Below are 22,939 nucleotides of genomic sequence, written 5' to 3' on the forward strand. Positions count from 1 at the left end.
TTCGAGTTTTTAACTATTAATAACCATCATTTTGCTTAAGGTTTGGATTTGCAACCAGGTCATTAGCAGGAATTGGGTAAAGATCCCTAAATGCAGGAGTTGCAGTACCTGCTTGTGAATTTCCTTTCCATTCCCATAAATAGCTACCACCTGTAAATTTACCAAACCGGATAAGATCAGTTCTTCTATGGCATTCCCAGTAAAGTTCGCGACCTCTTTCATCAAGAATAAAATCAAGAGTTAGTTGGCCTGAATTGATATCGCCAGTGGCATTTCCATAAGCTCTTTGACGAATTTGGTTTACATAGGTAAGTGCAGTTCCTGCATTTCCACCTGTTCCGCCTCTAAGAACTGCTTCGGCATACATTAAATAAGCATCGGTTAAACGAAACATTGGGAAATCGGTGCTAACAAATGAAGGGTGTGAATTTGGTGCTTCTCCACCTGTCGAAGTAACATTTCTAAATTTAACCACTCCAATACCATGTGTAAATGTACCTATATTTGTAATACTCCATTTCCATGTGTCTGGATTGAAATAAAACAGTGCTCTTTTATCGGCTGCACCTGTATTTAAAGGATTACCAGAACTGTAATCGCTTTCCTGTACACCAAATAAAGAAACAAAGTTCTTGATAGTTCTAATACCACCCCATCCACCATCAATACCGAATAATGGCATACCACCTCCGTTAGAAGCATGCATAATAAATGTCATTCCTCCATACTGTTGTGTGTTTTGTCCGTCAAAACAAATTGGGAAAATAATTTCGGGACTTTCATTATTATCAGCACTGAAAATCCTCTGGTAATTAGGATCAAATGAGTAAGCAGAACCGATAACTTGATTAATGTAAGTTAACGCTTCGGTATTCTTGTCTTGTGCAATATATACCTGTGCGTTTAAGTAAAGTTTCGAAAGAAGCATCCAAGCAGCTACACGGTCAGCACGTCCATACTCATTAGCCTTAGGTGCTGCAAGATCCGTCTCAATTGCTTTTAATTCACTTTCAATATAGTTGAACAAATTAGCACGGGTAATCCTTTCTGGTGAAAATGCTCCAGGTTTGTTAGCTTCTGTAACAAAAGGAACATTACCAAACATATCTATTGCATGCCAGTAAGAAAGTGCTCTTAAGAAACGAGCCTCAGCTTTGAATAATTTAAGATTGGTTTGATATGAACCCGTAACACTAGGAATTCTCTCAGATGAGGTTCTAATAAATTCATTGCAAAGAGCTATTGTATAGTAGATACGTGAGTATAAAGCCGAGATGAACACATCGTTTGGAGCCCATGTTTGCCAGTGGAAGTTCTTAATTGTAGCATCATCCCATGCAATAATAGCCTCGTCTGTAGATAATTCTTGCAAACCCCAGTACTGACGTAAATAGTTACCGAAGTTCTCGTCAATACCTTGAATGTCAGGATTACCACCGCCACCACCAGTTTGTCCGCTGATAGCATAGGTTGCATATAGTTTAGCCAGTGCTTGTTTAAAAGCTGCTTCATTCTTGAAAAGATTGGAAGATGTTGTAATATTTGGATCATTTGGGGTAACATCCAAATCTTTAAGACATGAAGACATTATCACCATTGTGATGATAAGTGCTATATATATTTTTAACTGTCTCATAATAAAACTATTTTCTTAAAGTTATTAGAAATCAATTTGTATGCCAAGGATGAATGTTCTAGGACGAGGATAGATATTGTTATCAATACCACCATCAACTTCAGGATCAAGACCAGAATACTTGGTTATTACAAATGCATTCTGAACTGTAAAGTTCAATCTTCCTTTTAGTTTTTCAGTAAGAAGTTTGTTAAACTGATAACCTAGGCTAATATTATCCATTCTAAAGAAAGAAGCATCTTCCAAGTATGTATCTGACCAGTATTGAGCTGTAAAGAATTTTGTTTCTGAAACAGCAGATAGGATATTACTGGTATAACCTGATTGATTATACATTTGCTGATATAGAGCTCTATTGGAGTTATTGTTATTGTAAACATAGTTTCCAATACTCAAACGACCAGAAAATGATAAATCAAAATTCTTATAGTTCAATCTTGAAGAAAGGCCAATTATGTAATCAGCTGCTGGTTTTCCTAGGTAATACTTATTTGCATTATTTCCAGCTACATTTCCACCGGTTCCAGTTTTATCAACATATAGACCTTCAATAGGATTACCATTGGAATCATATACTTGTTTAAATAAAAGGAATGAGTTAGCGGGATGTCCCACACTGTTAATTTGAACTTTATTACCAACTCCACCAGAAATGTCACCTACATCATACCCAACATAGTTAGGATCGTTCACACGGGTTAGTTTTGTAATTTTATTTAAATTGCGTGAGAAAGTTCCATTAACCTCCCAACTTAACTCCTTGGTTGAGATTATTCTTATGCCTAAAGTGGCTTCATAACCAGTATTCTCAAGTGAACCAACATTAGTTATTAGAAAGTTTGAGAAGTTTGTTCCAGCAGCAATAGGAATCTCATTAATCAGATTATCTGTGACTCGTTTATAGTAATCAAACGAACCAACAACCCTATCGTTGAATAGCCCGAAATCAAAACCAATATTTGAGGTTGTAGTCTCTTCCCATTTAATGTTTGCATCATAACGATTTGGTCTTTGAGTTGGATAAAATTCATTGCCAAATTGGTAATATGCACCTTGTTGACTAATGGCGTATGTAGGAAGATAAGGCCAATAGTTATCAGAAATATCTTGCTGTCCAGTTACACCGTAACCTAACCGAAGTTTTAAATCGGACAAATAGCTAACTCCAGATAGAAATGATTCATTCTTAATTTTCCATGCAAATGCAGCTGATGGGAATAGGCCCCAACGATTATCCTTGCTAAATCTTGATGAACCATCATCACGAACTGTTAAGGTTAATAAGTAACGGTCTAATAAAGTATAGTTTAAACGACCAAAAAATGAAACTAAGAAATTTTCATTCTTGGTAACTACATCATTAGCACCAATATATACTCCATTGGTTTCTTTCCAAGGACGGTTAAAATCGTTTTTTTCTCTATAAAAATGTTGCCATGAATAACCTGCAGTAGCATCTATTTTACTTGAAATAGAACTCAAGTCCTTTTGATAGTTAAAGAAGAAATCCAGCAAACTAGTTTTAAGATTCTGAGAATAAGTTTTATAATTTTTTTCAGGTTCACGATAACTCCATGATGCTAATGTATCGGTATTGTCATGACCCTTACTGTCAGTATAATCATAACCCAAGTTTAAATTAGCACGCAATTCGGGTAAAAAATGAAACTTATATCCAAGTTGAGCATTTGCAATAGCCCTTTTTACGTTGGATGTATTATCACGATACTTCAATCTTGTTACGGGGTTATGAGTAGCAATATTATTTGGTAAAGCGTTAATATCAGTTAATGGCGAATTAGTCCATGCTGTATACCCACCAAACCGTGTATTTCCATTCCTAATTGGTTGAGTTGGATCAAATTCAACAGCTGAACCAATAGCATCAGTATTGGAAAAGTCATTGTCTATATTCATCCCCTTCACGTTTACATTAACAGATAGGTGATCATCTAAAAATGAAGGACTTACACCTATGTCTAATGTTGAACGCTTAATATTTGAATTATCTAATAAGCCGTTTTGAGATGTATATCCATAGGAAGCACGATAAGGTACTTTTTTCACTGCTCCCATGACGCTTACATTTTGATCTGTTGAAATAGCATTTCTGTATATTTCCTTTTGCCAATCAGTATTTGCAGTTCCTAAGTAGTTTATAGCAGCACCTGTAATTTTACCAGCATCAATTTGGGCTTGTAGAGCAGCACGAAACTCCTTGGCATCCATTACGTCAATTAATTTTACTGGAACTCCTACTGATACGTTGCTGTTATAACTTACTTTGAAAGGAACACCCAAACTACCTTTTTTTGTAGTAATAATTATGACTCCGTTTGATGCTCTTGAACCATAAATTGCTGCTGCTGAAGCATCTTTAAGCACAGTTACAGATTCAATATCACTTGGGTTTATGGTCATTAATGGATTTGCCAACCCTGATATTGTAGTATTGTCAATTGGAAATCCATCAATTACATACAAAGGATCGTTGTTTGCTTTTAATGATGACCCCCCTCTGATACGCACAGTAGAATTGCTACCAGGTGCTCCACCAGTTGAAGTTACAACAACACCTGCCGATTTTCCAACAATCAACTCCTGTGGTGAGGTAATTGAACCTTTGTTGAAATCTTTTGAACTTACAGTTGTGACTGAACCAGTTAGATCTGTCTTTTTAACAGTTCCATAACCAATTACCACAACCTCATCCAGTGATTCGGAAGACACTTTTAAGGCAATATCTATCACTGAACGGCCATTAACTGGTATTTCCTGAGCTTCGTAACCTACGAAACTGAATACCAGTACATCGTTTGCTTTTGCCTGGATTAAATACTTACCATCCATGCTGGTGGCTGTCCCAGTTGACGTTCCTTTTATAAGTACTGTTACACCGGGTAATGGATCTTTACTCGTAACATCGGTAATTGTACCTGTTACGGTGACCCCTTGACCAAAGGTGAAACCACCATACATAATAAAAGCTAACAGGACAAAAAATCTCCTGATGAAAAACTCTTTCTTCATATCTCTTATTTTAGGTTTAGGTTTAAACTTTTACAATGGCAATCTACTGATAAATTTAGCATAATATAAAACCATAAGCAATTATTAATCAATAAATTATGCAAACGTTACCGCAATCGTTTGAAATATGGCTTTTCTATTTGAAAATATATTTATAACTTGAAAAAAGTTGATGAGGCACTTTGCAATTTATTTATTCGTTGAACTTCTTTTTTACTAACTTTGTTAAAATATTTTCTATGAAATCGAATCAGGTTACAATTAAAGATATTGCACGCGAATTGGGTATTAGCCCTTCAACAGTTTCTAGAGCATTAAAAGATCACCCTGATATTAGCCAAGATACTAAAACTCTTGTAAATAATTTAGCAACAAAACTTAACTATCGACCCAATATCATTGCATTAAGTTTACGTAGCCAAAAGAGTAATGTCATTGGGGTAATCATACCTGAAATAGCTCACTACTTTTTTTCTTCAGTTATTTGTGGGATAGAAGAGGTTGCCAATGAAAATGGCTACAGTGTAATGATTAGCCAATCAAGTGAGGATTATAAAAAAGAGGTGGCAGCCTGTGATGCTTTTTATAATGGAATAATTGATGGACTCCTAGTTTCTGTTACCAAGGAGACTGAAGATTATGTTCATTTTCAGAAATTGGAGGAAGAAGGGATCCCAATTGTGTTTTTTGATAGGATTGTTGAGGAGATAACATCGGATAGAGTTATTATCGATGATTTTGTTGGAGCGTATCAGGCAACTGAGCACTTAATTATTCAGGGACGTCGTAAGATAGTTCATTTTGAGGGCCCACAAAACCGTTTAATTGGGCAAAATAGACTAAGTGGTTATCTGAAAGCGATGAGTGATAATGGAGTAGTAATAGATAGATCGTTACTGATTCCTTGCGATAATTTCCATTCGGCAATTATCGAAACTCAACAGTTGATTGATAGTAAGGTTAAGTTCGATTCAATATTTACCGTAAACGACTTTTCTGCTGCGGGTGCAATGAAAGTGTTACAGAGGAATGGCCTTAAAGTACCTCAGGATGTTTCTGTAGTTGGTTTTGGTGATGATTTGATTGCTGAGATGCTAGATCCAGCATTAACTACGGTAAAGCAACCTGGGTTTGAGATGGGACGAAAGGCAATGGAGTTGCTTATTAAAAGAATAAAGCAGAATAAACCAGAACCCCAAAAAACCGAAACACTAAAAACAAGCCTAGTCGTGAGGGATTCATCGAAAATTAGGTAAATCATATTTTGTTATAAAGTATTTAATAAGCTCAGCTATTCGTTGGGCTTTTTTTATTAGTTCTTAGTAATCCTTTCTAAAAGAAGATCATTAAAAAAAAATATTTTTTTTGTGCCTTCCGTAATCGTTTGAAATGCCCTTTCCAAGTTTTAAACCCCTTGTATTTAGAAGGTTCTAGTGAGTTGGAAGATCTATTGAATCTCTTTTTTACGTACTTTTGAATTTGCAGTTCAAAACCTATACCCTATACCTATATTATATATATGAGCAAAAGACCTAAATTGAGTTTTTGGCAAATTTGGAATATGAGTGTTGGATTTCTTGGAATCCAATTCGGTTTTGCCCTCCAAAACGCCAATGTTAGTAGAATCTTTGAGACACTTGGAGCTAAAATTGAAACAATTCCCATCCTTTGGTTAGCAGCTCCGTTAACAGGACTAATCATACAACCAATTATTGGTCATGCTAGCGATAAGACCTGGGGAAGATTTGGACGAAGAAGACCCTACTTTCTGGTAGGCGCAATCCTAGCATCGCTTGCATTGTTTATTATGCCTAGTTCTCCGGTATTATGGATAGCAGCTGGTATGCTTTGGATAATGGATGCATCCATAAACGTATCGATGGAGCCCTTTAGGGCTTTTGTTGGTGATATGCTTCCATCGGAACAGAGAACAACAGGTTTTGCAATGCAAAGTTTCTTTATTGGAACTGGTGCCTTTGTTGCCTCTTCGTTGCCATATATTCTTACTAATTGGTTTAATATTCCGAATACAGCAGCAACAGGCGAGATTCCAATGTCAGTAAAACTTTCGTTTTACATAGGGTCTGTGGTATTTATATCTGCTATCATAATAACTGTTGTATCAACTAAAGAGTACTCTCCTGAGCAACTCGAAGAGTTTGATAATGCAGAAAAAGAAGAGTTAGAAATGGGTAATCTTTCAGATTATGAAAAGATAAATCCTCCTCACTTAAAATATCAAATCGGTGTGATTGGACTTATTTTAGGCATTCTTTTATCTGTATTTCTATTCTTTATAGATGTTCAGAAGGAGGTTTATGTCGGTTCAATAGGTTTAATTGCTTTCGGTATTCTCGAAATTATTGCAGGTTATTTTCAGGGTTACACTAATAAAGCGAAAGGGTTGGTTGAGGTAATTTCAGACCTGAATACAATGCCTTCAACAATGAAACAGTTGTCATTTGTTCAATTTTTTTCATGGTTTGCACTATTCTCAATGTGGATTTATACAAACAGAGCAGTTACAAGCCATATATATGGAACAACAGATCCAACATCTGCCTTATATAATGAGGGAGCAAATTGGGTGGGTTTCTGTTTTGGAATTTATAATCTTTTTGCAGCGTTATTTGCTTTTTTATTAATAATCTTTGCTCGTTTAACGAGCCGAAAAATAACACACATGATTGCTTTAATTGTTGGTGGTGTTAGTTTTATTTCAATTTATTTTATATCAAATCCCAACTTTTTACTAATATCATTTTTAGGAATTGGGTTAACCTGGGCAAGTATCCTTGCAATGCCATATGCTATACTTACTGGTTCGCTACCATCTAAGAAAATGGGAGTATATATGGGTATTTTTAATTTCTTTATTGTAATTCCTCAGATTCTAGCGGGCAGTATTTTAGGATATTTGGTTGGCAAAGTATTTCACGATGAAGCTATCTATGCCCTAGTCCTAGGCGGGATATCACTATTCATAGCAGCTTTTTTAGTTCTATTTGTAAAAGATAAGAGGTAAATAGTAATGTTTTCATTTAAGTTTTGTTTTAGGTGTAGTTGGGGGTAGGGGAAGGTTGGAACGACAAATTTGTTGTTCCAACCATCCTATTTCTTAAGGATTAATTTTGAATTATAAAAGATGTTTGACATAAAAGCTTGCATATTCGATCTTGATGGAGTTGTTGTTGATACTGCAAAGTACCATTATTTAGCGTGGAGAAGATTGGCTAGTGAACTTGGATTTGAGTTTCATATAGAGGATAATGAGCGGTTAAAAGGCATTAGCCGTATAGAGTCGTTAAACATTCTTTTAGAGATTGGTAAATTATCTCTAAATACACAGGAGAAAGAGAAATTAGCCAAACAGAAGAATGATTGGTATCTCGATTACATTAATAAAATGAAATCCGATGAAATTCTTCCAGGGGTTAGGGCGTTTATTGAGGAGCTAAAGGGTAATGGGATTAAAATAGGCTTGGGCTCTGCAAGTAAGAATGCTACCTTGATTCTTAATCAACTCGGAATTATTCATCTATTCGAAACCATTGCTGATGGCAATAGAGTTTCTAAGGCAAAACCCGATCCTGAAATTTTTTTGCTTGCAGCAAAGGATTTAAAGGTTGAACCAAACCAAAGTATTGTTTTTGAGGATGCAGAAGCAGGAGTTGAAGCAGCAATCCGAGGAGGATTTAGGTGTGTTGGTATTGGTGAGCAATCAATTCTTTACAAAGCAAATATCGTTTTACCAAATTTTAAAGGGATGACGATGAGTAAGTTTATGAGTTTGATAAACTAATCATAAAATTTTTTCTGCTATGAATCACCCACATTAATTTGTGCAATTATGAAAAAAGTATGGGTTTTTCGTTCACTTGGTAGAAAATGCTATAATTATAATTGTAACGTATTAATAACTAAATATTTTTACGGATGAATCAATACTTAAAGCACGACGAGTGGTCAATTATTGAGGAGGGTTTTAACCCAATGAATGCACGTGCTTCAGAAAGTATTTTTAGCCTCGGCAATGGTGCAATGGGTCAGAGGGCGAATTTTGAAGAACGTTATAGCGGCAAATCCTTGCAAGGAAGCTACGTTGCAGGAGTATACTACCCTGATAAAACTCGCGTTGGCTGGTGGAAGAATGGCTACCCTGAATATTTTGCAAAGGTTATTAATTCTACAAACTGGATAGGCATTAATGTTCTTGTTAATGGTGAGCATATTGATTTGGCGGTATGTAAAATTGACTCATTCACTAGAACCCTTAATATGAAGGAGGGATTTCTCGAACGCAAGTTTGTTGTAGAGATGCCTTCGGGGATAAAGGTTAAAGTGAACGCCAAGCGATTTCTTAGCATGAGTACTCCAGAATTGAGTGTAATAAGATATTCAGTTACACCTTTAAATGCTAAGGCTGAGATATCGTTACAACCATATCTTGATGGGAATGTTATAAATGAAGATTCCAATTATGACGAAAAATTTTGGAATGAAGTTGAAAAGGTTTTTCTGAATGATGGTGGGTATCTAATTACTCAAACCAAAAAACTCGACTATATCGTTGGTCATGGGATGATGTGTAATGTTACCTTAGATGAACAGACGACAATTGATATAACCGATAAGAATCAATACGAAAAATATATTGGTTGTTCTTATAATCAGACTGTTGAAATAGGACAAACATTAACTGTTATTAAGTATGTAGCGGTTATTTCATCATTAAACTGCGAAAAGAATAATATTGGAAAATCAATAAAAGATTTCTTAAACACTGCTGTTTTGAAGGGTTACAATTCCCTGATTAAAGATCACATTGAGGCATGGGCTGATATTTGGGTGCATAGCGATATTACTGTTGAAGGTGATATTGCTGCTCAACAAGGCATAAGATTTAACATATTTCAGCTTAGTCAAACCTATACAGGTAAAGATGAACGTTTAAATATTGGCCCAAAAGGATTTACTGGAGAGAAGTATGGTGGATCAACGTATTGGGATACAGAGGCATATTGTTTACCATTTTATTTAGGCACACACGGACAAAAAGTTGCTCGTCAGCTGCTTCTTTATAGGTATAAACATTTAGAAAAAGCAATTCTTAATGCTAGTAAATTAGGTTTTAAAGATGGTGCTGCGCTTTATCCGATGGTTACCATGAATGGGGAGGAATGTCACAATGAATGGGAAATAACCTTTGAGGAGATACATCGTAATGGTGCAATCGCTTTTGCAATATTTAACTATGTAAGATACACGGGTGATTCGACATATCTTGCAAATTTTGGACTAGAGGTGCTGATTGCTATATCAAGATTTTGGGTTCAACGTTTTACCTATTCTGAATCAAAGAGTAAATATGTAATGCTTGGTGTTACTGGGCCAAATGAGTACGAGAATAATGTAAATAACAATTGGTATACAAGCACAATTGCAAGTTGGTGTCTTGAGTATACTGAACAGGCCGTTAGGCAAGTTAAACAGATTGAATCAGGGAAATATAAAAATATTATCGAATTGGTTAAGTTCGATGAAATAGATGAGATAGCCAAATGGCAAGAAGTTAGAGCAAATGTTTATCTCCCGTATGATGAAAAGCATCAAGTTTTTCTACAACAAGAGGGATACATGGATAAGGAGCAGATTTTGGTAAAGGATCTCGAACCTTCTCAACGACCCATAAACCAAAAATGGAGTTGGGATCGAATTCTTCGCTCATGCTTCATCAAACAGGCAGATGTGCTTCAGGGAATATATCTTTTTGAAGATCAATTCGATATTGAGACTATCAAAAGGAATTTTGAATTCTATGAAAACCGTACTGTTCACGAATCATCTCTGTCGCCCTGTGTTCACTCAATTCTGGCTTCAAAGATTGGGAAAATCGAACAAGCTTACAACTTATACCTTAGAACTGCCCGTCTTGATTTAGATGATTATAATAAGGAAGTCCATGAAGGACTTCATATTACAAGTATGGCAGGTACTTGGATGTCTATTGTTGAGGGTTTTGGTGGTATGAGAATTCAAAATGATATACTTATCTTTAACCCCTGTATTCCCAAAGGATGGAAATCCTTTAGTTTTAAGATTTGGTTTCGCGACAATCTAATAAAAGTTAAAGTTGCTCATGATGAAATCATAATAATCAATGAGCAGGGACCCTCCTTAACCGTGAAGGTCTGGGATAAGTCATTAATAGTAAATGGTGGTAGCATGGTAAAAATATGATACTTATTAATTGTATTATTATCGGCTAATTGTTAAGTATTTAAATTATTCGTCTAAATCATGAAAAAAATCTCTTCTGGGGTTCTAACCGGAAAGCAACTTTCGGAGTTGTTCTCTTATGCAAAGGCCGAAGGCTTTGCTATTCCTGCTGTTAACGTAACAGGGACAAACACCATGAACGCTGTACTTGAAACTGCTAAAGCAGTTAATTCACCAGTAATCATTCAGTTTTCGAATAGTGGGGCTTCGTTTTTAGCTGGTAAAACATTAAGCAATGATGGGCAAAAGGCTAGCATTCTAGGAGCTATAAGCGGTGCGAAGCATGTTCATCTTCTGGCTGAAGCGTATGATGTTCCCGTAGTTCTGCATACTGATCATGCTGCAAAGAAATTACTTCCTTGGATTGATGGTTTACTCGATGCTGGAGAGAAATACTATAAGGAAACAGGGAAACCCCTATTTAGCTCTCATATGTTGGATTTATCCGAGGAAAGTTTAAAGGAGAATATAGAGATATGTAAACGCTACCTTGAGCGTATGAGCAAAATGGGAATGACCCTTGAAATAGAATTGGGTGTTACGGGTGGTGAAGAGGATGGTGTAGATAATACTGGTGTTGATAGTTCAAAGTTATATACCCAACCCGAAGAAGTTGCCTATGCGTATGAGGAATTATTGAAGATCAGCCCCAATTTTACCATTGCTGCGTCATTTGGTAATGTTCATGGTGTATATAAACCAGGAAATGTTGTTTTGAATCCGGTAATTCTCATGAATTCTCAGAAATTAATAGAGCAGAAGTTTAGTACAAAACATAACCCCGTAAACTTTGTTTTCCATGGAGGTAGTGGCTCTGAGAAGGAAAAGATAGCTGAAGCGATTAGCTATGGTGTTATTAAAATGAATATCGATACTGACCTTCAGTGGGCTTACTGGGATGGTATTAGAAAATTTTATATTGCTAAACAGGGATATCTTCAAGGACAAATTGGAAACCCTGAGGGAGAAGATGCTCCTAATAAAAAGTATTACGATCCTCGTGTTTGGCTTCGAAAAGGGGAGGAGTCTATTGTTGAACGATTAAAAGAAGCTTTTGCTGATTTAAATGCATTAAATAGGTGGATTTAAACTTTTTAGAATTTTAACATATGCAAAGATATCTAGTTTTAATGTCATTAGCATTTATTCTTTCTTTTCAGATGAGTAAGTCACAATCGATAAATCGGGTTGAACCGCTTAACTGGTGGGTTGGTATGAAAAATCAAAACCTTCAACTTATGATTTATGGAAAAAATATTGGTGGCGCTGATGTAAAAGTAAATTATGCTGGTGTTAAACTTGTTAAGGTTAATCGTGTTTCCAATCAAAACTATCTGTTTTTAGACTTGTTTATCGATAAAACTACCCAAGCAGGTAATTTTGATATTAATTTTACTTTTCAGAATAGGAGCACATTAAAGCATTCATATTCACTTTTTCAACGCAAGGAGAACTCTTCATTACGTAATGGGTTTAGTTCCAAGGATGTTGTTTACCTGATTATGCCTGATAGGTTTGCAGATGGCGATACTTCGAATGATAATGTTGCTGGTTATGCAGATGTTATAGACCGAAAAAACCAGTACGGTCGACATGGAGGTGATATACGGGGAATTATAAATCATCTTGATTATTTTAATGATTTGGGAGTTACAACCCTATGGTTAACCCCAGTGCTTGAGAATAATCAAACCAAGGGATCTTATCATGGGTATTCTATTACCGATTATTATAAGATTGATCCACGCCACGGCTCAAATGAACTTTATAGTTCAATGGTTGAACAGGCTCATCAGAAAGGGCTAAAAATTATTATGGATATGGTTTTTAATCATTGTGGAAGTGAGCATTGGTGGATGAATGACCTACCATCGGAGGATTGGATTAACGTTTGGCCTGAATACACTACCTCAAACTTCAGATCGAGTGTATTATCCGATCCTTATGCATCAGATTACGACACTAAAATGATGTCAAGGGGTTGGTTCTCAGGTACTATGCCTGATTTAAATCAGGATAATCCATTTTTGGCAAACTATCTTACACAGAATAGCATTTGGTGGGTTGAGTTTGCCGATTTGGATGGTATAAGGATGGATACATACCCATTTTCACAGAAAAATTTCATGGCACATTGGGCAAAAGTTGTAATGACTGAGTATCCTAATTTTAATATTGTGGCAGAGGCTTGGTTTAAAGAATCACCTTGGTGTGCTTATTGGCAAAAAGATGCTAATAATAGAGATGGATATAATTCGAATGTGCCTTCTGTAATGGATTTTCCCTTAATGTTTACAATGCAAGTTGCGTTCGATGATACAATGGGTTGGGATATGGGTCTTACACGCCTCTATAATCATCTGTCCAAGGACTTTTTATATGCAAATCCTAGTAATATCTTAATATTTGCTGACAATCACGATGAGTCAAGGTTTTTTATGGCAAAAGATAGTATTAGCCGGTATAAATTAGTAATGACTTTTTTATTGACCACTCGTGGTATACCCCAAATTTATTATGGAACTGAGTTGTTAATGAAAGGACTGAAATCAGAAGGAGATGGTAATCTTAGGCTTGATTTTCCTGGAGGTTGGTATGGAGATACGAGGAGTGCTTTTATATCTGAGGGTAGAACTAAAAAAGAGAATGAGGCGTGGAATTTCCTTCAAATCTTACTCAAATGGCGTAAAGGATCAGAAGTAATTCAAAGCGGAAAATTAAAACAGTTTGTACCCGAAGATAATATCTATGTTTATTTTAGATATAGCAACCACAAGGCTGTTATGGTTATCCTCAACTCTAATAAAACAGAAAAGGTTTTGAATACCGACCGTTTCAAAGAGGTTTTAGGTGGATATTCCAAAGGACTTGAAGTTATTTCTAATAAGCATTTTGATAGTTTAAAGGAAATAAAACTTGCACCATTTTCATCGGCTGTTATTGAATTAATACCCTAAAATATAACTTAAACTTTATGCTATGATTAAGAAGTTGCTAATTGTTGCTTCTGTGTGTGGACTTTTGTCATGTTCTAATGTTGAGTCAATTCAAAATCTACCCCAGAATTCTGATATACGAGGATTTGCAACACCTATTCAGTTAACCAGTGAAAAGACAGAAATCAATCTAGAAGATTATTTTCTGGATGTTAACCGAATCGACTCTCTTAAAGCCCTTCCTGTATTTCAGATTGTACTTTTTCAGGATAAGAAATTGGCTAAAATCCAGTACGAAACGGATAAGACTCCTTTACTCTCGGAGATGAAAGTATGGGTTAAAGGTACTTCATACTCATTACTGCTAAAGAAGAGCAAGAAATTGAAAGCCGATTTCTCCTTTAATCCTAAATTGAAAAAATATAAATCGGTACAAATTAAAGGACAGATGAACGATTGGAATCCTTCTCGATCTCCACTTGAGTTACGGGATGGGAGATATCAAACCTCAATGTGGTTAAATCCTGGTAAGTATCAATACCTTTTTGTTGTTGACGGCAAAGAAATGCTTGATCCTGAAAATCCAATGGCTGAAGATAATAATATTGGAGGACGAAACTCTATTGCGTTTGTTGGGCAAAATGTAGATAGCCTGAAACCTTCTTTAGTTACAAAAGAAATTGGTGAAGAGTTTACCATAGGTGTTGCAAATAAGGTTGATGAGATATTTGTTTTCTGGGAAAACTTCAGACTGGGAAATACCTTTGTATCGAATGACGGGAGCAAAGTACATATAAAAATACCTACAAATGCCAAATTGATGAAAAGATCAAATATTAGAATTTGGGCGTTTAACAAGTATGGTTGTTCCAATGATGTTCTAGTTCCTTTAGATTATGGTGTAGTTCTTACACAAGCAACTCAATTGGATAGAAGCGATAAGCAAGCACAGATTCTCTACTTTTTAATGGTTGATCGATTTTTTGATGGAAGCACATCCAATAATAAACCTGTTAATGATCCTGAAATACTTCCCAAAGCCAATTATTTTGGAGGGGATATTGCTGGAGTTACCCAAAAATTAAAAGAGGGGTATTTCGATTCGTTAGGAATTAATACGATTTGGCTTTCGCCTATAACCCAAAATCCATTGGGTGCGTGGGGATTGTATAATGATCCTAAAACGAAATTTTCAGGATATCATGGATACTGGCCAACATCATTGTCTAAAGTCGATTTTCGATTCGGCACATCTGACGAACTTCATAATTTGATCAACCTTGCACACAATAAGGGGATGAATATTATTCTAGATTATGTTGCTCATCATATCCATATAGAGCATCCAGCATGGAAGGAGCACCCTGATTGGTTTACGTCACTATACCTTCCAGATGGTACTTTGAATACTGAGAAATGGGACGAATACAGACTTACAACATGGTTTGATTCATTCCTTCCAACCCTCGCACTCGATAAACCAGAGGTTTACGAACCGATGTCTGATTCAGCATTATACTGGATTAAAAACTACGATATTGATGGTTTTCGGCACGATGCAACTAAACATATTCCTGAACCATTCTGGCGAAGGTTAACCCAGAAAATTAAGCAACAGCTACCCGCAAATAAATCCGTATTCCAAATAGGTGAAACTTATGGAAGTCGAGAGTTAATAAACAGTTACATTGGGAGTGGAATGATGGATTCTCAATTCGATTTCAACGTTTATGATGATGCTATTGCCGTATTTGCCAAACCCAACGTATCCTTTTCAAAATTGGATTCTTCATTACTTGAAAGTCTCGATTATTATGGATATCATAACCTAATGGGTAACATATCAGGCAATCAGGATAGGGCTAGGTTTGTATCATACGCTGGAGGTTCGTTGAAATTTGATGAGAACGCCAAAAAAGCAGGATGGAAAAGGGATATAGAGGTCGGAGATGCTGTTGGGTATAAAAGACTTTCCATGCTTAACGTATTTAACATGACAATCCCGGGAGTTCCTACAATTTACTATGGTGATGAGTTTGGCTCACCAGGAGGGAACGATCCTGATAATAGACGTTTAATGAAGTTTGCAGGTCTTAATGTTGATGAGAAGAATACTATAAACATTACTAAGAAAATTGTTAATATTCGAAAGAATAACCTTGCCCTGATCTTCGGTGATTTTAAAACTCTCTTTGCCGAACAAGATATCTTTGCTTTTGCCAGAGGGTATTTTAGCAATAGGGTAATTGTTGTATTTAATAAAAGTAAACAAACCAAAGAGGTGGAGTTGATTCTGCCTAAAGAGTATCAAGGTAAGGAGTTTACCGCTTCATTCAGTTCTAACTTTACAATTAATGGAAATAGACTAACTCTTACCTTAGCTGATAACTCATTTGATATTCTAATTGCGAAGAATTAAGTAATTGATATATTTGAACAATAAAGGCTAACTCATCGGTTAGCCTTTATTTATATGATCTATTTGTTAGCATTTGATCTAGGCCCCAAAGCTAATACCAATCCCTTTGGCAGTCTTTAATAAATCACTGGTTGGATCAACAAAATTAGGTTTGTTGATTGCATCAATCAATGGAACAGAGATAATATCGGGGTGGCGGTATGCTACCATCTCGCCGAACTTCCCTTCTAATACCATTTCGAAAGCTTTAACTCCAAATTGGGTAGCAAGTATTCTATCATACGCAATAGGGCTACCTCCACGCTGCAAGTGTCCAAGTACTGTTTCGCGCATGTCTGCTTCGAATCCTGCAACCTTAAGATCGTGAACTAATTTGTGAGCAACACCACCCAGACGGAGATTGTTATAGCCAACCTCATCGCTATGTTCAGAAGTAAGGGCGCCTCCTAGTTCTGTTGCACCTTCGGCAATAACAATAATTGCATTTCCTTTCCCTTTACTATATCTGCTGTTTAGTTTATCTAATACTTTTTGAGTATTGTATGGTATTTCGGGAATAAGGCATACCTCAGCACCACCTGCAATAGCAGCATGTAAGGCAATCCAACCAGCAAATCGACCCATAACTTCAAGAACCAGAACACGATTGTGACTAGCTGCTGTGGTAACTAATTTATCAACTGCTTCGGTAGCAATTTGAACTGCAGTTTGAAAACCGAAAGTAAAATCGGTTGCAGAAAGGTCGTTATCAATTGTTTTTGGGACTCCAATAATATTTAATCCCTTTTCATACAAATCTTGAGAAATTTTTTGAGATCCATCACCACCAATGCTAATTACAGCATCTATCCCAAGATACTGAAGTTTCCTAATCATTTCATCAGATCGATCGACTGACGTCCAAATTCCATCTTTGGATTTTACTGGCCAAGCGAAGGGACCACCCTTGTTTGTTGTTCCTATAATTGTTCCACCTTGTACGTGGATTCCAGCTACAGCCCTCTCATCCAAAACCCTAATCTCTGTTGGTTCACGCAGAATTCCATCAAAAGATTGAATGCTACCAATTACTTCCCAGTCTCGTTCATGAGCAGCACGTTTCACGATTGCCCTAATTACTGCATTTAAACCCGGACAATCACCACCACCAGTTGCCACTAAAACTCTATTCATAAAAACAATTAATTAATTAAAAAAACATTTTATTAAGTTGAAAAAAATATTCCATGCATGTCAATTTTTATCCAACATTGCAAAAATATAAAAAAAAGCAATGCTATATTAGCGGAAATTATTCAATTTCAATACTTTTTTATGTTGAGATTAGTGCAATCGTGTGAAATATATGCTTTATATTTTAACCAAAATTTAATTAATATGAAAAATAGATTTTTTTCAATCATGATTCAACTTTTTTTTGTTGTGATAACACTTGTAGTGTTAACCTCTCTAGTATTATGTAAGCAACCTTCAAGCGATGAATTTAAAGTAATTCATCCTGAATGGGTTAATAATGCAACACTTTATGAGGTAAATATTAGACAATTCACGCACGAAGGAACATTTAAGGCTTTTGAACCTCATTTGTCGAGATTAAATGAATTAGGTGTTGAAATTATTTGGTTTATGCCAATTCATCCAATTGGGAAGTTAAATCGTAAAGGTCCACTTGGGAGTTACTATTCCGTTAGAGATTATTTAGCTGTTAACCCTGAATTTGGTACTCTAGAAGATTTTAAGCAGGTAGTTACCAAGGCTCATGAATTTGGCATGAAAGTTATTATTGATTGGGTTGCGAATCATACTTCACATGATGCAGTTCTTATAAAAGAACACCCCGATTGGTATGTTTACGATTCAATAGGAAGTGTTATATCTCCGTTTGATTGGAGTGATGTTGCCAAACTCGATTATAATAAAAAGGAGCTCAGAGAATATATTATTAATGCTATGAAATTTTGGGTTAAGGAAACTGGAATTGATGGTTTTCGGTGTGATGTAGCAGCCGAAGTTCCAGTTAGTTTTTGGAATGAGGCAAAAAAAGAACTTGATGTAATAAAACCATTATTTATGCTCGCCGAAGCAGAGGAACCTGAGATGCAGAAGTATGCTTTTGATGCCGATTATGCATCGAAGTTTCATAAAATTATGAATCAGATAGCTATAGGGAAAGAATCTGTAAATGGTATTGAAAAGTATTTACTTAATAATATTGCCACTTATCCAAAGAATACTATCAAACTAAATTTCATTACAAATCATGATGAAAACTCTTGGAATGGAACGGAATTCGAACGAATGGGCAAAAGTTTCAAAACCTTTGCTGCATTGTCTTTTGTTATTCCAGGCCTACCCTTAATTTATTCAGGTCAAGAGGTTGGATTAAATAGAAGACTCAAGTTTTTTGAAAAAGAGGAAATCAGTTGGAATGACTCTTTAGGTTTGACCCCATTCTATAAGAAATTGGTTGAATTAAAGAAGACTAGTTCAGTGCTAGCTGCTGGCGAGAAAGGAGCTGACATTTTCAGAATCAAATCATCAAACGATTCATGTGTTTTTTCCTTTTTAAGGAAGAATGAGACCGAAAAACTTTTCTCAATCTTTAATCTTTCTAATAAAAATATAAAGGTCACATTTGAAGGTGATGAGTACGCAGATTTATTTAAAGACTTTATGTCTGGCGAAACAAAAACATTTGTCAAAGGTGAAGAGGTAAATCTTAAACCATGGGAATTTCATATTTACCTAAAAAAATGATTCTATTTATTTGATTGATAATGCTTTTGTAAAAATTCTGGTTAAATAGTATTATTATAGTGAAACAAGTTCTAAATTTGGTACAATATTGTATTTATATATTAAAATAACTGTAGCTAATATTTATGTAAAATGAAAAAAATACTCTTAACAATGATACTGTTTTCATTGGTAGCTTACGTTTATTCGCAAAATAAAGTGATACCAAATCCTGCATCTTTGTACACCAAATTTTTAGGGTATAAAACAGAGATGAAAACCGATAGTAATGGTAATCAGATAAAAGTATGTATTTTCCCTAATAATACTGAATGCGATGAGTGGGCGTTTTTTCGAGGTAAGTGTGGATCTGAATTCTCCTACTGTGCGCTAAAAGGATGTGATGCAGAAACCGACTCAACTGATACTGCACAGTTTGGCGTTTGTGTATGTACTGATTCTCTAGGGAAAAAGATGAAAATTTCTTTGCTTGATTTTATGATGCAGCATGGTGATACATTATATAAGGAGTCGAGGATAGATAGAATGAAATAGTTTAATAGACAAAATTTAAAAAATAGAGGGTGTCCAAATAATGGACACCCTCCTTCTTTTTATGCTATTTTGAATCTAATGTAAAGAATCCTTTTGAAGCATATTTTATATTGATAGTTATATAATAGAATTTACTGTTTTGTTACTTTCAATGAGTGATTCTTAACGCCATCGTTAACAATTATTATATATACACCATTGCTGAAATTAGAAAGATCAATTTCCTTTGATGTCTCATCTGTAACATTTGGTCTTGAGTAAATCTTAGCTCCAGTTATTGAGTAAACATCAATTGATCTAATGCTTCCTTCGCTTCTTACAGTAATAATACCAGTTGTAGGATTTGGGTAAGCGCTAATCATTTCGTTATTCTCAATATTTTGGTCAAGATCTTCAGTTCTTGGTGAAGCTACTCCTGAGAATGTTAACCTGATGTTGGGGCGGTAACTTGAAACAGTTGCAGTACCTGTTGGGGCTGAATTATCAGCTCTGATGTACATGTGTTTGCTTGTTGCAGAAGTGTAACGACAAGCTGGACCTGTACTTGTACCTGCACCAGTTCCTGTGTAGTTCGTCTCAACAAGAACCAATACATTGTTTGCGGTATAGTTAAATGTTGTAGATAGGCTGAATGCCTTCCATGCATTAGCTGTTGTTCCAGCCATAGTACCGTTATAAACTAATGTAGCACCTGAAATTGCTGTTGCCCATGTTGAAGCGGTAATGGTAGTAGCGGTTGTGGTCTTAATGTAAATCTTTACAGGAACGTTGTATGATAAGGTTATTGTGGGATACCACTCAACCTTATTGATTGTTCCTGTTCTACCAATTTCAGCAGATGTGTAAAGTGATGCGCTTCTCTCGTAACCGTAGTAGCAGCTTAGTGGATATCCCTGTGTTGCAGTTCCAGTACCAATTATTACAGTTGTTCCTGTACCTAATGTTGTGAAAGAAACCTGTGAGCCGTAAGCTGTTCCGTTGGCATTAATTGCATAAGCTCTTACATAGTAAAGAGTACTTGCAGCAAGTCCTGTCATGGTTGAAGTGTATGTTCCTGTTCCTGATCCTGTTACCACCTTGCTGTTTGCAGTTGTTGGATTTGCAGTTGTTGCATAGCAAATGCCTCTTTCAGTAACGGTTGCACCACCATCGGCAGTTACATTACCACCACTTACCGCAGAACTTGAAGTAATGCTTGTTGCGGCGGTTGTAGTAACAGTCGGGATTGTTGAGCCACCGCTTGTTATTGAAATATTATCGATATACCAGTAGTCAATCTGGTATAGGTCACCATCAGCAACAAGGGCAAAATAGGTATTGTTTGAGTTTAGATTGGTTGTAACAGGAACGCTAACGGTAGTAGCTGCAATATCGGTAGCTGTAGTTGCAACAGACCAGCTGGTATTTGTCCAAGTTGATTTGTCATTCGATGTTTGTAGGCGTAAAGTAACACCAGTAGCATAAGCATTTAGCATGTGTTTGAATGAGAATGTTACTTGGCTAACCCCAACGGTATTAACAGGAGCAGTAATAATTCTTGTTGTTCCTGGGTTAATTTGTTGGTATGTACACATTAATTCGTAAGCAGCACCACCTGCGGTTGCAGTATTCGACATGCTCCAACGCTCGGTAATACCTGTTCCAACATTTTGAGTTGTCCATTGGCTTGGTAGTGTTGATGCAGCAAAATTCTCGGTTACTGGGAGAGTCAATGATATTGGATTTGCTGAGGTCGTAAAAGTCATATTGAGACCATAGGTAGTACCATAGGCGTTAACAGCTTTTACCCTATAATTATAAGTGGTGCTGGCGGTCAGTCCTGTTAAAGATGCAGTAACACTGGTTGCAGATGCACCAGTTAATGTATTAGGTGTACCGTTTATAGTACTTCCGTAGCTGGTTGTTAAACCATACTCAAAAGTAACTGTGGTTGAAGCATTATTTGCATTAACTGTACCATTTAAAGTAGCAACATTATTAGTAACTCCAGATGCAGCAACTGTAGTTGCAGTTGGAGCTGCAGGAGGTGTGTTTTGATAAACCATATAGCAAACGGAGCAAGCTACACGTGCTGCTGTTACAGCAGTTCTCATATATCCACTTTCTCCCCATGTTGGACCCCATGAATTTCTCAAAATCCAGTAGTCACCAGCAGTTGCATCGTGTCCCCAACCTACTAATGCAACAGCATGGTTAGTTGTTGTGTAATCGCAAGGACTACCAGGGCAAGATGTTGAAGCATCTGTATATATACCCCCACTGTAGTTTTGCCATGCAGTTGAAACATAAACAGCAACATCAACAACGCCGTAGGTCATAATGGCTGTTTTGATTGCCTCAATATCTGAACAAGGAACTCTATACCAAGCATTGAATTTAGTCTTAGGAGCATTAGTAGCTGCTGCTGGACATGTTTGAGGATCGGTAGCTGAGTATGGGAAGTATGATTCAGCTACTGTTCCAATGTCAACTAATGCTTGAAGTTCAGAATAGGTATAGTCTGCTCCGCCACATCCACCAAAATGGCTACTATATGCTGACATGGTACCTAAACACCAAACTATGTAAGATTCAGCAAAATCAGATGTGTTTGAATCATATAGACCTGTTGCAAAATTGTAAGTACCCTCAGCGCAGGCAGATGCTCCAAATGCATAGCATGATCCGCAGCTACCTTGATCGCGAACTGCTCCTATATATGAATGTCCGTTGTAGCTTCTCCAGTCGAAAGAGGTTGGATTGACTTTAGACGCAACGAAGCTAGGATTATCCTTAGCTATTTCATAAATATCCTTTCCAGGACCTCTTGTTTCCAGTTGCATTCTATCACCATTTTTTTCCATTAGATCTTGTAAGGACATTCTTTCTTTAACACCCTTAACTTCGCGAGTACAAACTGCATACTCAGTTACAAATCCGTTGATTTTTTCTGTAACTGTTTCAATTTTGTACCCTTTTTTTGCTGCATAAGAATACTCTTGTGCAACTTTACCTTTATAAAAATCCCATGCATTTACCGTTTGGCCTGATGGGAGGGTGCACATACCAACTTCATTACCTTGTTTGTCGGTTTGAATTGAGTACTTGTATCCCAAGGTTTCACAATAGGTCGCAGCCGGGCTTTTAAACCCTTTTTGTGCGAAAGTGGTCATACAAATCACTATGAATAGTACAACCAATTTAATTTTTTTCGTCATAAAATATTTAGATTAAATTAAAAAATAGTGCATACAAGTTAAAATATTTATATAGCATAGCAAAGTGTCATAAAAAAAGATATCGAAATATTCTATAATTATTTAGTAAAATTTATATTAAATGAAGCATTAATATATTCTATTATATGTT

At 36.1% G+C, this 22,939-nt stretch carries 13 protein-coding genes; 9 read left to right on the top strand and 4 right to left on the bottom strand.

Annotated elements, in window-relative coordinates; genetic code table 11:
• Positions 1-16: 16 nt before the first annotated feature.
• The gene (locus HOO91_15325) at positions 17-1,636 is read right to left on the bottom strand and encodes a RagB/SusD family nutrient uptake outer membrane protein (protein NOU18925.1); all 1,620 of its coding nucleotides are present in this window, start codon (positions 1,634-1,636) and stop codon (positions 17-19) included.
• Positions 1,637-1,660: 24 nt separating this feature from the next.
• A complete protein-coding gene (locus HOO91_15330) occupies positions 1,661-4,666 on the bottom strand; it encodes a SusC/RagA family TonB-linked outer membrane protein (GenBank protein ID NOU18926.1) in 3,006 nt (1,001 codons plus the stop codon).
• Positions 4,667-4,905: 239 nt separating this feature from the next.
• Between HOO91_15330 and HOO91_15335 the strand changes: the two genes are divergently transcribed.
• From HOO91_15335 to HOO91_15365, 7 genes are all read left to right on the top strand, one after another.
• Positions 4,906-5,922, top strand: a complete 1,017-nt coding sequence (locus HOO91_15335; GenBank protein ID NOU18927.1) for a LacI family DNA-binding transcriptional regulator — start codon at positions 4,906-4,908, stop codon at positions 5,920-5,922.
• A 263-nt stretch (positions 5,923-6,185) separates the two neighbouring features.
• Positions 6,186-7,691: an MFS transporter gene (locus HOO91_15340; GenBank protein ID NOU18928.1), complete on the top strand. Its 1,506-nt coding sequence runs from the start codon at positions 6,186-6,188 to the stop codon at positions 7,689-7,691.
• A gap of 120 nt (positions 7,692-7,811) precedes the next feature.
• A complete protein-coding gene (gene pgmB, locus HOO91_15345; GenBank protein NOU18929.1) occupies positions 7,812-8,468 on the top strand; it encodes a beta-phosphoglucomutase in 657 nt (218 codons plus the stop codon).
• Positions 8,469-8,602: 134 nt separating this feature from the next.
• The gene (locus HOO91_15350; protein NOU18930.1) at positions 8,603-10,906 is read left to right on the top strand and encodes a glycoside hydrolase family 65 protein; all 2,304 of its coding nucleotides are present in this window, start codon (positions 8,603-8,605) and stop codon (positions 10,904-10,906) included.
• 60 nt (positions 10,907-10,966) lie between these two features.
• Positions 10,967-12,034, top strand: a complete 1,068-nt coding sequence (fbaA, locus tag HOO91_15355) for a class II fructose-bisphosphate aldolase (protein NOU18931.1) — start codon at positions 10,967-10,969, stop codon at positions 12,032-12,034.
• Between the two features lie 20 nt (positions 12,035-12,054).
• The gene (locus tag HOO91_15360) at positions 12,055-13,902 is read left to right on the top strand and encodes a glycoside hydrolase family 13 protein (GenBank protein NOU18932.1); all 1,848 of its coding nucleotides are present in this window, start codon (positions 12,055-12,057) and stop codon (positions 13,900-13,902) included.
• A gap of 22 nt (positions 13,903-13,924) precedes the next feature.
• A complete protein-coding gene (locus HOO91_15365) occupies positions 13,925-16,300 on the top strand; it encodes an alpha-amylase (GenBank protein NOU18933.1) in 2,376 nt (791 codons plus the stop codon).
• Positions 16,301-16,378: 78 nt separating this feature from the next.
• On the opposite strand, the gene HOO91_15370 is transcribed toward HOO91_15365, so the two are convergent.
• Positions 16,379-17,473, bottom strand: a complete 1,095-nt coding sequence (locus HOO91_15370) for an ATP-dependent 6-phosphofructokinase (protein NOU18934.1) — start codon at positions 17,471-17,473, stop codon at positions 16,379-16,381.
• Between the two features lie 228 nt (positions 17,474-17,701).
• Between HOO91_15370 and HOO91_15375 the strand changes: the two genes are divergently transcribed.
• Positions 17,702-19,057 carry an alpha-amylase gene (locus HOO91_15375; GenBank protein NOU18935.1) on the top strand — a complete coding sequence of 452 codons (1,356 nt, stop codon included), beginning with the start codon at positions 17,702-17,704 and terminating at the stop codon, positions 19,055-19,057.
• 132 nt (positions 19,058-19,189) lie between these two features.
• Positions 19,190-19,591 carry a DUF333 domain-containing protein gene (locus HOO91_15380; GenBank protein ID NOU18936.1) on the top strand — a complete coding sequence of 134 codons (402 nt, stop codon included), beginning with the start codon at positions 19,190-19,192 and terminating at the stop codon, positions 19,589-19,591.
• A gap of 131 nt (positions 19,592-19,722) precedes the next feature.
• On the opposite strand, the gene HOO91_15385 is transcribed toward HOO91_15380, so the two are convergent.
• Positions 19,723-22,788, bottom strand: a complete 3,066-nt coding sequence (locus tag HOO91_15385; protein NOU18937.1) for a DUF333 domain-containing protein — start codon at positions 22,786-22,788, stop codon at positions 19,723-19,725.
• Positions 22,789-22,939: the final 151 nt, after the last annotated feature.

Source organism: Bacteroidales bacterium, from assembly GCA_013141385.1.
Lineage (GTDB): Bacteria > Bacteroidota > Bacteroidia > Bacteroidales > Tenuifilaceae > UBA8529.

Excerpts from the sequence above, each read along its gene's own strand:
- fbaA (NOU18931.1), top strand. The coding sequence starts at position 10,967 with ATGAAAAAAATCTCTTCTGGGGTTCTAACCGGAAAGCAACTTTCGGAG.
- HOO91_15370 (NOU18934.1), bottom strand. The coding sequence starts at position 17,473 with ATGAATAGAGTTTTAGTGGCAACTGGTGGTGGTGATTGTCCGGGTTTA.
- HOO91_15350 (NOU18930.1), top strand. The coding sequence starts at position 8,603 with ATGAATCAATACTTAAAGCACGACGAGTGGTCAATTATTGAGGAGGGT.
- HOO91_15360 (NOU18932.1), top strand. The coding sequence starts at position 12,055 with ATGCAAAGATATCTAGTTTTAATGTCATTAGCATTTATTCTTTCTTTT.
- HOO91_15325 (NOU18925.1), bottom strand. The coding sequence starts at position 1,636 with ATGAGACAGTTAAAAATATATATAGCACTTATCATCACAATGGTGATA.
- HOO91_15365 (NOU18933.1), top strand. The coding sequence starts at position 13,925 with ATGATTAAGAAGTTGCTAATTGTTGCTTCTGTGTGTGGACTTTTGTCA.
- HOO91_15340 (NOU18928.1), top strand. The coding sequence starts at position 6,186 with ATGAGCAAAAGACCTAAATTGAGTTTTTGGCAAATTTGGAATATGAGT.
- HOO91_15380 (NOU18936.1), top strand. The coding sequence starts at position 19,190 with ATGAAAAAAATACTCTTAACAATGATACTGTTTTCATTGGTAGCTTAC.
- HOO91_15335 (NOU18927.1), top strand. The coding sequence starts at position 4,906 with ATGAAATCGAATCAGGTTACAATTAAAGATATTGCACGCGAATTGGGT.
- HOO91_15385 (NOU18937.1), bottom strand. The coding sequence starts at position 22,788 with ATGACGAAAAAAATTAAATTGGTTGTACTATTCATAGTGATTTGTATG.
- HOO91_15375 (NOU18935.1), top strand. The coding sequence starts at position 17,702 with ATGATTCAACTTTTTTTTGTTGTGATAACACTTGTAGTGTTAACCTCT.
- pgmB (NOU18929.1), top strand. The coding sequence starts at position 7,812 with ATGTTTGACATAAAAGCTTGCATATTCGATCTTGATGGAGTTGTTGTT.
- HOO91_15330 (NOU18926.1), bottom strand. The coding sequence starts at position 4,666 with ATGAAGAAAGAGTTTTTCATCAGGAGATTTTTTGTCCTGTTAGCTTTT.